At 58.7% G+C, this 14,150-nt stretch carries 13 protein-coding genes; all 13 read right to left on the bottom strand.

Going from position 1 to position 14,150, the window contains the following annotated elements; all coding sequences use genetic code 11:
* Positions 1-100 precede the first annotated feature (100 nt).
* The 13 genes from OP495_RS01235 to fliT all read right to left on the bottom strand — a co-directional run bounded on the left by OP495_RS01235 (position 101) and on the right by fliT (position 14,150).
* On the bottom strand, positions 101-1,807 hold the full coding sequence (locus OP495_RS01235; RefSeq protein ID WP_280566612.1) for a methyl-accepting chemotaxis protein: 1,707 nt from the start codon (positions 1,805-1,807) through the stop codon (positions 101-103).
* 79 nt (positions 1,808-1,886) lie between these two features.
* Complete coding sequence (locus OP495_RS01230; RefSeq protein ID WP_280566611.1) at positions 1,887-2,951, bottom strand: chemotaxis response regulator protein-glutamate methylesterase; 1,065 nt, start codon at positions 2,949-2,951, stop codon at positions 1,887-1,889.
* Between the two features lie 97 nt (positions 2,952-3,048).
* The gene (locus tag OP495_RS01225; RefSeq protein WP_280566610.1) at positions 3,049-3,921 is read right to left on the bottom strand and encodes a CheR family methyltransferase; all 873 of its coding nucleotides are present in this window, start codon (positions 3,919-3,921) and stop codon (positions 3,049-3,051) included.
* Positions 3,918-6,134 (bottom strand): PAS domain-containing methyl-accepting chemotaxis protein, encoded by a 2,217-nt coding sequence (locus tag OP495_RS01220; RefSeq protein ID WP_280566608.1) that lies wholly within the window; start codon positions 6,132-6,134, stop codon positions 3,918-3,920. The genes OP495_RS01225 and OP495_RS01220 overlap by 4 nt, the downstream gene beginning before the upstream one ends.
* 69 nt (positions 6,135-6,203) lie before the next feature.
* Positions 6,204-6,698, bottom strand: coding sequence for a chemotaxis protein CheW (locus OP495_RS01215; protein WP_280562138.1), 495 nt, complete (start codon positions 6,696-6,698; stop codon positions 6,204-6,206).
* Positions 6,695-8,887 (bottom strand): chemotaxis protein CheA, encoded by a 2,193-nt coding sequence (cheA, locus tag OP495_RS01210; protein WP_280566605.1) that lies wholly within the window; start codon positions 8,885-8,887, stop codon positions 6,695-6,697. The genes OP495_RS01215 and cheA overlap by 4 nt, the downstream gene beginning before the upstream one ends.
* A gap of 30 nt (positions 8,888-8,917) precedes the next feature.
* A complete protein-coding gene (gene motB, locus OP495_RS01205) occupies positions 8,918-9,913 on the bottom strand; it encodes a flagellar motor protein MotB (protein WP_280566604.1) in 996 nt (331 codons plus the stop codon).
* Positions 9,914-9,915: 2 nt separating this feature from the next.
* Positions 9,916-10,797, bottom strand: a complete 882-nt coding sequence (motA, locus tag OP495_RS01200; RefSeq protein ID WP_280562142.1) for a flagellar motor stator protein MotA — start codon at positions 10,795-10,797, stop codon at positions 9,916-9,918.
* Positions 10,798-10,954: 157 nt separating this feature from the next.
* Entirely contained in the window at positions 10,955-11,566 is a 612-nt protein-coding gene (gene flhC, locus OP495_RS01195; protein ID WP_280566602.1) for a flagellar transcriptional regulator FlhC, read from the bottom strand.
* An 11-nt stretch (positions 11,567-11,577) separates the two neighbouring features.
* Positions 11,578-11,907 carry a flagellar transcriptional regulator FlhD gene (gene flhD / locus OP495_RS01190; RefSeq protein WP_040241465.1) on the bottom strand — a complete coding sequence of 110 codons (330 nt, stop codon included), beginning with the start codon at positions 11,905-11,907 and terminating at the stop codon, positions 11,578-11,580.
* Positions 11,908-12,248: 341 nt separating this feature from the next.
* Positions 12,249-12,557 (bottom strand): EscU/YscU/HrcU family type III secretion system export apparatus switch protein, encoded by a 309-nt coding sequence (locus OP495_RS01185; RefSeq protein WP_280562145.1) that lies wholly within the window; start codon positions 12,555-12,557, stop codon positions 12,249-12,251.
* Positions 12,550-13,770, bottom strand: a complete 1,221-nt coding sequence (locus OP495_RS01180; RefSeq protein ID WP_280566600.1) for a flagellar hook-length control protein FliK — start codon at positions 13,768-13,770, stop codon at positions 12,550-12,552. The genes OP495_RS01185 and OP495_RS01180 overlap by 8 nt, the downstream gene beginning before the upstream one ends.
* Positions 13,767-14,150 carry a flagellar protein FliT gene (fliT, locus tag OP495_RS01175; RefSeq protein ID WP_280562148.1) on the bottom strand — a complete coding sequence of 128 codons (384 nt, stop codon included), beginning with the start codon at positions 14,148-14,150 and terminating at the stop codon, positions 13,767-13,769. Before fliT ends, OP495_RS01180 begins: the two co-directional genes overlap by 4 nt.

Here is a 14,150-nt window from a genome sequence, read left to right as displayed (position 1 = left end):
TTCAATCTGGCTGATCATTCGCTTAGCGCTAGCTGGTGCTCTAAAGGGGCATAGTGAATACGCCCCCGGCGGCATGGCTGAGGCTCTTTTCAGAAAGGGCCTAGAATTCTTCCCACTCGTTTTCGTCCTGCTTCGTCGCGGCTCGCTGCGTCGGCGCTTGACGCGTCTGCGATGAAGGCTTGGACGTCGAGGCAGGTGCAGACATCGCCGGCTTGGTCGTTGGCGCACGCGTCCCGGGCAGTGCCTGGTGTGACGTGCCGCCCGGCAGACGGAAGACCGCGACGACGTCTTCCAAGCGCTGTGCCTGCTCTTCGAGCGACGCGGATGCGCTGGAAGCTTCCTGGACGAGCGAAGCATTCTGTTGGGTCACCTGGTCCATCTGCGTGACGGCCTGACTGACCTGCTCGATACCATCGCTCTGTTCCTGCGAAGCCGCGGAGATCTCGTCCATGATGTCACTGACGCGTTTCACCGCCTGGACGACATCGCGCATGGTGGTCTCGGCATTCTCCACCAGCTCGGAACCCTGCTCGATCTGAGTGGTCGAGGTATGAATCAAGCCCTTGATTTCCTTGGCAGCTTCGGCACTTCGGCTGGCCAGGTTACGTACCTCACTGGCGACTACCGCGAAGCCGCGCCCTTGCTCACCGGCACGCGCCGCCTCGACCGAAGCGTTCAACGCCAGAATGTTGGTCTGGAAGGCGATGGAGTCGATCATGCCGATGATGTCGGAGATCTTCTTGGAACTGTCGGTGATACCCTGCATGGTCGTGGAAACCTCCTGCATGACATCGCCGCCACGTTCCGCAGTGGTTGAGGCATCGCCCGCCAGGGAACTCGCCTGGCGCGCATTGTCGGCATTCTGTTTCACGGTGGAGGTCAGCTCTTCCATGCTGGAAGCCGTTTCTTCGAGCGAGGCGGCCTGCTGCTCGGTACGCGACGACAAGTCGGCATTGCCCGAGGCAATCTCGCGCGCCCCGCCATGAATCGAACCGCTGGCGTCACGCACGGACGTGACCGTGCCGACCAAACCGGTTTGCATGTCGCGCATGGCGGAAAACAAACGCCCAATCTCGTTCTTGCCGCGTTTGGCGATGCGATGAGAGAGATCGCCTTTGGCGATGTGCTCGCAATGCTCGACGGCTTCATCCAACGGCTTGACCACGGCCTTGACCAGCACCATGCGCACCAGCACGGCCACGATCACGGCAAGCACCAACAATACGATGGACAAAACTTCCATCAGCTGGCTGTTATCGGCGTCGGTTACGATGGCAGTATCGACACGTGCTTCGGCATACTGAATAAACTCACTCACGCTATCGTTGAGATCGTTCATCAACGGGTTGATGCGCTGATCGTCCTCGGCGCGCACGGCGTCCTCACCAGCTTGCATCTGGCGCTGGACTTCATCGCGGAACGCTGCATAGGTCTCGCCGATACGTGCGGCATACGGCTCACCGGACTCGGTTTTAGGCACATTTTCGAACTGCTGCATGCGATCGTCCGCATTGCTCAATGCCGCTTCAACCGCTGATTCCAACTCTTGCGTACGCTGAGTATCCCCGGCTTCCACGGCGTTGCGGTAACTGGCCAGCAGACCGCGCGCGCGCACCAGGTTCAAGGTGGCCCGATTGACAGTATTGGTCTGCTTGAACCCGATGGTGCCGATGGTGTCCAGCGCCTCGGCGCTTTGTTGATTGGAGTAAAACCCCAATGCGCTGATGACCGCGATCATCACGACCATGACGGTCAGCGCGATCGTCAAACTGGCCCTGACCGAAAGGTCCTGTAGTTTTGTTCCCATGTCGTCTCCTGATGAGTTCCCTGGCAGTGGTTGAGTCGGTGATGAATAGGGGTAGCCCGGTTTGTTGTCTCGTTGGCGGTCACACCCGCTGCGCGCGTCCCGAGGCTTCGGCGCGTTTCATCAAGGCGGCGGGAATCTCAGTAAGCGCGATGGTATCGGAGGCACCACCGAGGATGGCCGCTTCGCGTGGCATGCCAAAGACCACGCAACTCTCTTCATCTTGGGCAATCGTATAGGCGCCTGCCTGATGCATTTCGAGCAGACCCGCCGCACCGTCCTTGCCCATGCCGGTAAGAATCACGCCGATGGCGTTGCGCCCCGCGCTTTGCGCGGCGGAATGAAACAACACGTCCACCGACGGACGGTGTCGGTTGACCGGCGGCGCATTATCCAGGCGGATGACGTAGTTGGCACCCGAGCGCGCTAGCTTCATGTGCCAGTCTCCCGGCGCGATATAGACATAGCCGGGTAGAATACGCTCACCATCCACCGCCTCCTTGACCGAGATGCGACATGATTTGTCGAGACGCTCAGCGAAGGACTTCGTAAATCCACCCGGCATGTGCTGGGTGACAAGAATTGCCGGGCTATTGACGGGCAGAGGCTCCAGTACATGACGGATGGCTTCTGTGCCTCCCGTCGAGGCACCAATGATAATGACTTTCTCACTCGAGAGGATCGGCGCCTTGAGCGGTTCCTGATCTTTCGCCGGCGGCTGCTTGGCCACGGCTTTGGGGCGCGAGCGTGCCGCCGCACGGATCATGTCGGCGATCATCTGAGTGTATTCGAGCATGCCTTCGCGGATGCCCATTTCCGGCTTGGCGACGAAATCGACGGCGCCCAGCTCCAGAGCCCGCAGGGTTATTTCGGAACCTTGCTGCGTCAGCGAAGACACCATCAGGACCGGCATGGGACGCAAACGCATCAAACGCTCGAGAAAATCAAGACCATCCATGCGCGGCATTTCGACATCCAGGGTCAACACGTCAGGGTTGGTGCGCTTGATTAGATCCCTGGCCACCAGCGGATCGGGTGCCGTGGCAACGACCTCCATATCAGGCTGACTGTCGATGATCTTGCTCATCAGGTCACGAATCAGCGCCGAATCATCGACACATAGCACCTTGATCTTGTTCGAGGACAACGCCACCACTCCTTACGTATGAAAACCGCCGATCTACTGCCGAGCACGGCCAACCGATATGCATGATTTATCGGCTAGTCGCATGAACACTGAAGGGTCAGCGCGATAATTCGTACACGGTCTGCCCGCGAAGCTTGAAACGCTGCGTCAGGTAGGAAAAATTTTCCGAGTGGCCGGTAAACAATAGACCATTGGATTTCATCAGCGGAGCGAAACGCTCCAAGATGCGTGCCTGTGTTTCCTTGTCGAAATAAATCATCACGTTACGACAGAAGATGGCATCGAATGGACCCTTCGCTACCCAACTGCCCGAGGTCAGGTTGAGTGATTGAAAGTCGATCATCGAGGCCAGTTCGGGACGAATCTTCGCCATCCCGGCGCGTGCACCACTGCCCCGCAGGAAAAACTGCCGACGGCATGCTTCGGAGACCTTATCCAGCTGATCCAGCGCATAGATCCCCTTGCGCGCCTTATCCAGCGCGTCGGTATCGATGTCGGTAGCTAGAATCTGCGCCTGAGAGGCTCGGCTACCCAGCGCCTCGCTCAGGGTGATCGCCAACGAGTAGGGTTCTTCCCCTGTCGACGCCGCAGCACACCAGATACGCACGGGAGAAGTCGCTTGCTTGACGTGCTCCGCGAGCAACGAGAAGTGGTGCGTCTCACGGAAAAACGACGTCAAGTTCGTCGTCAGCGCGTTGGTGAATGCCTCCCACTCCGGCGAGTCAGGATGTTGATCCAGACGCGCCAGATACTCGCTGAAGCGACGCATACCGTGCAGTCTCAACCGCTTTGCCAAGCGGCTGTAGGCCATTTCACGCTTGTGCGACGCCAGCACAAGGCCGGCGCGCTGATAAATGAGCGTACGTATCTTGTCGAAATCCGACTCCGTGAATTCCAGATCCCGGTCGGCTGTCCCGAACAAGCCAGGATGTTCTTCCTGCGGCGCAAGAGACTGACGAAATTCGCTCAAAAGGACTCCCACTCCTCTTCATGTGATGCCTGGTGAGAACCTTCTGTCGGCGACCCCTGGCGCTGAGACACCAAAGGGGTCTCTTGACGCTGCGCTGAATATGACGTCGCCTGCTTATCGTCACCGTGACTTGTAGATGCCTGCGACTTGGCAAGACTCGCCGAATGCTGGTTGCGACGCACCGTCTCGACACCACTGCCGGCCAGTCGAAAGACAGCCACGGAGCGCGACAGCTCGGTGACACTGGATTCAAGGTCCGCAGCGACCGACGCCGTTTCCTGCACACGCCGGGAATTCTGCTGGGTGACATCGTCCATCTGAGTAATGGCTTGATTGATCTGCTCGATACCGCTGCTCTGCTCGTCGGACGCCGCAGTGATCTCGTTCATGATGTCGTTGACACGCGTGACCGAATTGACGACCTCCTCGATGCTGCCCTCGGCCTTGCGTACCAGATCGGTGCCGCCTTCGACCTCTTTGGTCGCATTATCGATCAGCCCGCGAATCTCCTTGGAAGCCTCGGCACTGCGACTGGCCAAATTGCGTACCTCGCCGGCGACGACAGCGAAACCACGCCCCTGCTCACCTGCGCGGGCGGCTTCGACGGAAGCGTTCAAGGCCAGAATATTGGTCTGAAAGGCAATCGAGTCGATCATGCCCACGATATCCGCCACCTGATGGGAACTATCGCGGATGCGTCCCATGGTGCTGACTACCTGCCCCATGACCTCGCCACTCTGACGCACCGTCTCGCTCGCCGTGCTCGAGAGTTGGCTAGCCTGACGCGCGTTGTCGGCATTCTGCTTCACGGTGGCGGTCATTTCTTCCATGCTGGAAGCCGTCTGGGCAAGCGATGCGGCTTGCTGCTCGGTGCGCGAAGAAAGGTCTTCGTTGCCTTCGGCAATGTCACGGGTCGCCGGGGTTACAACACCCACGTTTTCATTGACCTCCTTGACGATGTTGCCAAGGCTGCGGCGCATGGTATCCAGCGCCCGGGTGAGGCGTCCGATTTCATCTTGCTTGCCGCCCTTGAGCGTGGCGCCTAGGTTGCCGGCCGCGATCTGTAATGAAAAGTCCAGGGCTTCGCGCACCGGACGCAGCGTCGAGCGCACCGTGATGGTCCCCAGTATCACCAGCACGACCAGCCCGAAGATAAAGACGCCAGCCTGCCACAGCAGCATTTCATGCTGCGTCTCGGCGGCCTCGGTGGCCATGTCCATAGCATCGTTACGCTTTTCATCGACCAGGGTGTTGAGCTGATCGCTTACCGTCTCACTCTCGCCTTCCAGCACGTCGTTGTAGGCGACATAGGCCTCGTAGAAATCGCCGGAATTCAGGGTATCCAGCACCACCTGCATGCCATCGTCCAGATAACGCTGTACGGAGGTATCGAAGCTTTCCGCAGCCTCCGTGTGATTGGCGGGACGGTTATCGTAGTACGCCCCCCAGCTCTCGGAGAGCTTGGTCATCAGCGTATTGGCCTCTGCGGTCACGGCTTCCATGTCACCCGACATCGGATTGCTGACGGGCTTGTCGACCAAGTCTCGACCTTTGGACATCAACTGATCGATTTGCTGCAGACGGGCAACGTCTTCCAGACCCTGCTCGGATAATGCCTGCAGCTTGTCGCCGGCACGCTGCAGGCTGACCATGGACAGAACGCTGCTGACCGCCAGCATCAGCACCGCCGCGACGATCATGGTCACTAGACGGCCCTTGAAGGTATTGAACTTGAGACCCTTGAGACGGGCCAAGACACCGGTATGCTGAATCTGGCCACGGTCGAGCTTGACCCCACGACGCTTGCCAGCCGACATGGCGGCATAAGTCCGCTCTGCCTCGGCACGTGCCTTGGCGGAGGGCTTCACGCGTACCGAGGTATAGCCAACGATCTCGCCGCCTTCGAAAATCGGCGTTATGGTGGCATGCACCCAGTAGAAGTCACCGTTCTTGCAACGGTTCTTGACCAGCCCGCCCCAGATTTCGCCCTTCTTCAGGGTCGCCCACAGATTTTCGTAGGCCAATGGCGGCATATCGGGGTGACGCACGATATTGTGCGGAGATCCCACCAACTCATCGTAGGTAAATCCGCTAACCTCGACGAAAGCCGGATTTGCGTAGGTGACGACGCCTTTCAAATCCGTGCGGGACAACAGGTAATCTTCATCCGCGAGCTCATGCTCACGCTGAGTAACGGGCTGATTATTGCGCATGATACGGTTCCCTGGTGTTCATTTTTATTGCTTTGTGTCGGCGAGCTCTGGTGACGCCTCGCGACAGCGTTATTGTGCTTGTTGCTCGACCAATGCCATTTCCTCGCTGGTCAGCAGTTTCTCGATATCGACGATGACCAGCATGCGATCCTCGAGACTGCCCAGACCACTGAGGTAATCGGCAGACAGCGTCTCACCGAACTCGGGGGCAGGCTTGATCTGGTCAGAGGAGAGCGTCATGACGTCAGACACTCCATCGACTACGATGCCCACGACCCGGTCGGCGACGTTGACCACGATCACCACGGTCTGTCCTTCGTATTCGATCTTGTCGAGATTGAACTTGATGCGCAGGTCGACGATCGGCACGATCACACCGCGCAGATTGGTCACGCCCTTGATGAACTCAGGAGCATTGGCGATGCGGGTCACGTTTTCATAGCCACGGATTTCCTGCACTTTCAGGATATCGACGGCGTATTCCTCGCTACCCAGCGAGAACACCAGGTATTCCTGGCTTTGCGTATCGATAGCCGCCTCGGCGGCCTGGGTCATGTCACTCATGAAACTACGTCCTCCTGGCGTGATGCGGTTAGTTCGGCGTGCTTGTGGGGCGTGGCACGCTGACGGTGCAAGCGGTTGACATCGGCGACGTCGAGAATCAGCGCCACGCTGCCGTCTCCTAGAATCGTCGCGGCGGATATGGCCGGCACCTTGCGGTAGTTGGTTTCGAGGTTCTTGACCACCACTTGTTGCTGCCCGACGAGATCGTCGACCAACAAGGCATAGCGCCGGCCCTCGGCCTGCAGGATGACCGCGATACATTGGGTCGGGTCCTGCTCGGCGCCGTCGATGTGCAGAATGTCGTGCAAGGCGATCAGCGGTAGGTACTCGTCGCGCACCTTGAGCAACTTGTCGTTGCCCGCCATCGAGTAGATATCATTGTTGCTGGGCTGTAGCGACTCGAACACTGCCGAGAGCGGCAGGATGAAAATTTCTGACCCACTCTTGACCGACATGCCATCGAGGATGGCCAGGGTCAACGGCAATACCACGCGGGTCGTGGTGCCCTTCCCAGGCCAGGACTGAATCTCGACGTGGCCGCCCATGGCCTGAATATTGCGCTTGACGACGTCCATACCCACGCCGCGTCCAGAGACGTCACTGACCTGATCGGCGGTCGAGAAACCCGCCGCGAAGATAAGCTGCCAGACCTCGCTGTCGCTCATGCTGTCGGAAACGGTCAACCCGTTATGAGCCGCCTTGGCGAGGATCTTGTCGCGGCTGAGACCGCCCCCATCGTCCTTCACTTCAATGAGGATGTTACCGCCCTGGTGCTGGGCAGAAAGCGTCAGTTGGCCTGTACGTGGCTTTCCTGCAGCCTCGCGAACATCAGGCATCTCGATACCATGATCGAGACTATTGCGCACGAGGTGCGTCAAAGGATCGATGATGCGCTCGGTCAGACTCTTGTCGAGCTCGGTGGACTGGCCCTCGGTGACCAGCTCGATGTCCTTGCCCAGCTTGCCGGTAAGATCGCGCACCAAGCGTGGAAAGCGACTGAACACATAGTCCATCGGCACCATGCGGATCGACATCACCGACTCCTGCAAGTCACGCGCGTTGCGCTGCAGCAGGTTCATGCCATTGACCAGTGGCCCATGCGCATCCACGTCGAGTTCGCTGGCGGTTTGATCGAGCATGGACTGGGTAATGATCAGTTCACCGACAAGATTGATGATCTGATCGACCTTTTCCACCGGCACACGAATCGTCGCCGACTCCCCACCGGCCTTTTTCTTGGCACCACCACCCTTTTTGCCTGGCGCCGCATTCGCAGGTTTTTCATCGGTCGCTGCCTGGGCCGGTGCTTTTTCTGCGGGAGCCTTCGCCTGCTCGGCAGGGGCCGGTGCCTCGGGTGTCGGTGCATCGTCCTGCGCCACGGTGGATGCCGCAGCAGCCTCGGCCTGTGTCGTCTCGGTCGGTGCGGCGATCGCAGAGATGTCTAGCTGTTCAGGCTCGACGATGAAACACATCACAGCTTCGATATCGCTGCGGCTGGAGGCACTTTCCAGCACCACCTCATAACGCGCAGCATCTCCATGCTGCTCTTGCACGGCACCCAAATTTCCGAGTTCCTCGACGAGGAGTTCACGGTCCTTGTCGGAGACGTTCAAGAGCACGACGTGAAGCCAGCCGGTATCGGCGTCGGCGTCGGCGTTGGCGTCGGCGGCTTGAGTGTCATGCGCCTGCCCCTCCAACGCGTCCTCACCAACCGTATTCCCGCTAGCCGGACTTTCGGCTTCATCCGACGTCTGCTCGGGTGGCGCGATATCGGCCTCGGGCTCGCTGCCCACGCCATGTCCCAACTCATCCAGCGCTAGCTGCTTCAGCGTCTGACAAATTCGGGTATAGACTTCCGGATCCGGTTCGGCGCCATTGCGGTAGGCATTAAGTTGGTCGTGAAGCATATCCTTGGTTTCCAGAAAGAGGTCGACGATATCCGTACGCAAGATGAGCTCGCCCTGCCTGGCATAATCCAACAGGTTTTCGAGCATGTGCGTGGTTTCTTGCAGCACGCTGAACCCGAAGGTGCCCGCGCCCCCCTTGATCGAATGTGCGGCACGAAAAATGGCGTTGAGTTGCTCCGGATCCGGCTCGTCGAGATCTAGCTCGAGCAGGTGGCGCTCCATGTCGCCCAGTAGCTCTTCGGCCTCTTCGAAAAAGGTCTCGTAGAATTCTGTTATATCCATGCTCGTTCCACGTGATCGTAATCGTGATCGTTAGGGCGATGGCTGATCTTGCCCTTCACCGCCACCAGTGGTGCGTTCATACACTTGCGGGAGTGCGTTACGCATTAGTGAGTCAGCGCCTTGCGTCGGCGACAACCCTTCTCGCTGCCTATCATCCGTACGGTTGAGTATCGTCTCGGGACTCGCCGCACCGGCTTCGCCCTGATCGCGGATCTGCTCGGCGGCGTGCTCCGACAGTACGACGATGCTGATACGCCGATTGATCGCATCACTGGGCTTTGTACCCTCCAGGTTGACGCGTGATCCCATGCCCGCGACGCGTAGCAACTTGCCGGCATCGAGCCCGGCCGCGACCAGGGTACGACGCGACGCATTGGCTCGGTCGGCGGAAAGCTCCCAGTTGCTATACCCCGCTTCTCCGCCGGCGTAACGCAGATCATCCGTATGCCCAGTGAGGCTAATCGCATTGGGCACCGCGTTGAGCTCTGGCGCCAGAGCTTGCAAGAGATCCCGCATGTACGGTGCGAGTCGGGCACTGCCCAACTCGAACATGGGCCGCTTGTCGGTATCGACAAGCTGAATGCGCAGGCCCTCCGGAATGAAGTCGGTACGTAACTGCGAGCTCATCTGCCGCAGGTTGGGATCTTCGCGAACCTGGCGTTCCAGGCGGTCCCGCAGCACCCTCAAACGTCGCATCTCGTCGCTGGGGCGCGATTGCTGGCGTTTGTCAATGCGCCGCTCTTCACCTTCGGAGAAGGTGGGGTCCGCCCCGCCGCCAGGGATCGCACTGGTACTCGCCGTCGACTTGTCACCGCCGGTCATCGCCACCGCCAAGGGCGTACGGAAATATTCGGCGATATTATCGAGCTCTTTTTCAGGTACCATCGACAGAATCCAGAGCACCAGGAAGAGCGCCATCAACGCCGTCATGAAATCGGCATAGGCGATCTTCCAGTTGCCCCCATGATGCCCTTTACTGACGACTTTCTTGCGTTTGACGATGATGGGACGACGTTCGCTGCTCATGCTTACCCCGTCCCAGTGTCACGTGTACCGCTTCCCTCTGCACGGACATGTTCTTCGAGCTCAGTGAACGAGGGCCGCTCGGCGGTGAACAGGGCCTTGCGCCCGAATTCCACCGACAACTGAGGCGCCAGACCGTTAAGGCTCGCCATCAAAGTCACGCGAATGCATTGCAGCATCTTGGTGGCTTCGGTGATCTGGAGTTGAAGGCGCTGGGCGACAGGTAGCACGAACCCGTAGGCGAGCAGAATCCCCAGGAAAGTTCCCACCAGTGCTTGAGCGATCATCTGTCCCATGGCTGCCGCGCCCTGATCGGCTGCCCCCAAGGCATGAACGACGCCCATGACGGCCGCCACGATGCCGAATGCAGGCAGGCCATCACCGACACTATGTAGAGAATGGGAGGGGATTTCCGCCTCGTGCTGGAAGGTGTCGATCTCGTGCTCCATGAGCGTATCGATCTCGAAAGGATCCATGTTGCCACTGACCATCAAACGCAAGTAGTCGGTGATGAACGCCATGATCAAGGGGTCACTAGAGATCTTGGGATAGTCGGAGAAGATCGCACTATCCTCGGGAGAGTCGATATCACGTTCGAGGGCCAGCATGCCGTCCCGCCGCGCTTTGGTCAGCAGGCGGTACTGCAATGCCATCAACTCCATGTACATCGCCTTGTTGTACTTATTGGTGCGCTTGAGCTTCGAAAATGAACGCAGGGTAGCCTTGATCGCCTTGCCATTGTTGGCTGCGATGAAGGCACCCACGGCAGCACCGACGATCATGAGAATTTCGGATGGCTGGAATAGCGCACCGAAGTGGCCCCCGATGAAGGTATAACCACCCCCGATCGATGCGATAACAACCAAATAGCCGATTAGAATCAACACAGCAGAACGCTCCTAGCGGCATGCATAACTGGCCCGTTGATATCTCTATCGGCAGGAAGCGACACGCCTTGAATGAAAAAACGCAGAAATGCGTCGTGTCGCTTTCCGGTATCGGTCGTCCCCCCTGCGATCGCGACGACACTAGATACGCGAACGCCTATCTAGCGACGAGGCGTCGCGCCGTCATCCCATCCGACTCAGAAGCCGGCGCAGACTGATGACGCGGTGTTGTCACCCGCTCTTCGGCCTGACGCTTCTTGCGTGTCTTGCCGGCACGCGAAGGTGGCTGACAAATACCACACACGAAGTCGTGATCGGGACTGTACGCGTGGGCGACGAAATGACCACCGCAACGGGTGCAAGGCGAGAGTTGCATCATGCCGCTTTCAAAGAAGCGAATGAGCGTCCAGGCGCGCGTCAATCCCAGCACTGGCTCCCCTGCTTCGAGGCTGACCTGCTCTAGATACAGCCTGAAGGCCTTGACGAAAGCCGACATTCGCTCGCAACCGCCGTCCTCGAGCAGACTCCTGTAAATATTATAAAACAACGAAGAATGGATGTTCGGCATCCAGGTAATGAACCAGTCGGTCGAAAACGGCAGCATGCCCTTGGGGGGCGACATGCCGCGCACTTCCTTGTAAAGCTTGATCAAGCGCCCACGACTCAAATCTGTCTCGGTCTCGAGTACCTGCAGACGCGCCCCCAGATCGATCAACTCGATGGCGAGCTGCACCTGCAGCATCTCGCCCACTAGACTTTTCTCACTCACGACGCTACTCCTCAGTTCGAAGAGACGGACGAGCACTCGTTACGTGCGCTCGCCATCAACAGGGCAGCATGCGTCTGCCCCAACCCCTGCTCCCGCTGATTGTGGGTCAGCTTTCGCAGTTGCTCCGGCTCGTCATAGCAGAGTCGGCAGAGCAGTTGATTCGTTCGCGCGAGTTGTGTCAGTTGCTTGATCGACAAGGAAGCGATGAGATCCGCCATTTCGTCATCCATCTTGAGACGAAAGAGCGCAGTGGTGCGATCTTCGCTGATCATGCGCTGCGTAAGCAGCAGGTAGGACAGGTTGATATCTTGAATATCATCCAGAAGGCTATCGGTTTCCATATAATTCCCTGCGTACGACGTTATTGTGGCGAAGGAGGTTTCTACGACCTCTCTCCGATGAGCCAGTTTTTTTGCTTTTTCGGCTGACTCGATTCTTACCGTCGCATCATTTTGAGACGTTTTTATGAAAAGATTCAACATCTCCTACATTGAAACCAACAATTCCTTACAAAAGAGGAGCGATGTGGCTCACTCGTAAGTACGAAATCGGCCATGGTGCACAAGGCGGTAACACGCTAGCAGCAAGCGTTGCCGACGGCTCGAGGGCCGCCACATCAGGTCAATTATAAGCAAGCTATAAGAACGGGGTGCGTCAATAAACCGCACCCCTTCGTCGCAATTCAGCGACGTGCGGACGTTCCCGAGTCGATATTCGAGGTCGCCTCTTCATGCTCCAGGTCATAGACCCAGGCCAAAAGCTCGGCAATGACTTGATACAGGGTGGGAGGGATTTGAGAATCCAGATCGACCTGCATCAAAAGTGCCACCAGCTCGGGGGCATCATGCACGAAGATGCCTTCGTTCTGGGCTGTCGAGACGATGCGTTCCGCCAGGTCACCGTATCCCTTGGCGACCACTACAGGCGCCGCTGAGGGATCTTGATAAGCCAACGCAACGGCACGTCGCCTTTCGTCAGGCGTGTCACTCATGGCGTTCCTCACTTGCGTCGTTGTCAGGCATACGGTGCACGTCGATCACGGCTTGCACTCCCAAGGCATCAAGGCGCTCATGCAAAGCCGACACCTGTTCCGAAAGGCGCTCCAGGCCCTCCCCCTCAGGCGCCGAGATCGACAACGAAGCCCGCTCGGCACGTAACGTCATGGCGATATGTACGTCACCGAGATTCGGTAAGGAGATATTCATCTCACTATGCCAGGGTGATTTATCATGCCCCTGCGATTGCGCCTGACCGTCAGCATCCTGGCCATCGCCCTCCGACCATTGCTGCAGTGTCATGGCTAGCATGACGCCCGGCCACAGCATGCCTTCCCAACGCAACGACGGCGTCACCAACATCTCCAATTGGTGGCGGACGACAGACTGCAAGGTATCGTTTTGATCCGTGCCGATTTGCTGCAAGGCTGAACTCGCCAGCGTATGATGCTGTCCGCTCGTTGACATATCTCCCCGCACCGCGAGCAACTCCGGAGAATCACCTTGCTGAGCGAGCAAAGGCGCCTCGGCGAAATGATTGGCCGTGGTCGCGGGGCGTAAGGAAGTCAACGTGGCCGGTGATGCCATCTCGGCCATGGTCGCGCGTGAAGTGGGCGGCCCCGTGTCTGTCATACGCGCCGCATGAGGCGTTTCGGTCGTAGCAAGTCCGGTTGCCACCGGCATTCGCGGTGCCAACGCCATCTGCGGTTCGCGCGCCAACGCGGCCGTCGACCATTCTCCCTTCAGCCAACGCGCCAGGTGCGACTCGTAGAACACGCCACTGTGTTGAATATTTTGCTGCAATTGAGATGCTAGAAGCCTCGGCGACGCCTCTCCCTCCTGGAGCAACGGCTGCGGAGAGGTAATCGACGAAGGCGGCGCGGGAAAACGCGCCAGCACATCAGCAATGGTGCGCGCGGCGGTACTGAAATGCGTCGTGGATGAACTGGGCGTCGCCGCCGAGTGCTCCTCCGACTTGCCTGAAGGCACGCCCGCTTCGAGAAGCGCCGAGGCACGTGCCGGGGTGAACTCGGCTTGTGAGGAGCCGCGCTGCTGAAGCCCGCCGCCTTCACGGGTCAATGATTCGATGGCATTCCCGGAGAGCACTGGCTTGACCGGCGCAGGCAGGTCAGTCGTTCGAGGCGCATCGATACGTTGCCCCAGCACCTGATGGAGCAATGTGTCGATAATGGGCGTTATGCCACTCACGTGCGCCCTTCAGTGCCCCGAGAGGAGCGTGTGCGTTGCGACAGCGTGCCCTGCCCTTGATTATAGGCACGCACCAGCGCTTGCTGGCGCCGAGAGTTGCCGATCAATTGCGTGAGCTCCTCACAGCGGGCATCGAGCTGATCTCGAATGACGCGATCATGCTCGAGAATTTCCTCGATCATGCGCGCGCAGTACTGGCGCTCTTGCGCATTGAGTCGTTCACCTTGAGGTGCGCGCCGCAATGTCTCGACATCGGCCACATGGCGGGCACGCTGTTGAATCAACGCGTCCCACTCCTGGTGACGTGCACTTTCGAGCATCGCCCGGGAACGCTCGAGCATATTCTCATAGATGTCCAGACGCTCCGACGCATTGCTCAT

The sequence above is a fragment of the Chromohalobacter sp. 296-RDG genome (assembly GCF_029889885.1).
Classification (GTDB): Bacteria; Pseudomonadota; Gammaproteobacteria; order Pseudomonadales; family Halomonadaceae; genus Chromohalobacter.
This window is presented reverse-complemented; position numbering and strand designations above follow the sequence as displayed.

Coding starts and splice junctions, on each gene's coding strand:
- OP495_RS01220 (WP_280566608.1), bottom strand. CDS start 6,134: ATGCGCAATAATCAGCCCGTTACTCAGCGTGAGCATGAGCTCGCGGAT.
- OP495_RS01215 (WP_280562138.1), bottom strand. CDS start 6,698: ATGAGTGACATGACCCAGGCCGCCGAGGCGGCTATCGATACGCAAAGC.
- OP495_RS01235 (WP_280566612.1), bottom strand. CDS start 1,807: ATGGGAACAAAACTACAGGACCTTTCGGTCAGGGCCAGTTTGACGATC.
- flhD (WP_040241465.1), bottom strand. CDS start 11,907: ATGGAAACCGATAGCCTTCTGGATGATATTCAAGATATCAACCTGTCC.
- OP495_RS01185 (WP_280562145.1), bottom strand. CDS start 12,557: ATGAGTGACACGCCTGACGAAAGGCGACGTGCCGTTGCGTTGGCTTAT.
- cheA (WP_280566605.1), bottom strand. CDS start 8,887: ATGGATATAACAGAATTCTACGAGACCTTTTTCGAAGAGGCCGAAGAG.
- motB (WP_280566604.1), bottom strand. CDS start 9,913: ATGAGCAGCGAACGTCGTCCCATCATCGTCAAACGCAAGAAAGTCGTC.
- fliT (WP_280562148.1), bottom strand. CDS start 14,150: ATGAGCAATGCGTCGGAGCGTCTGGACATCTATGAGAATATGCTCGAG.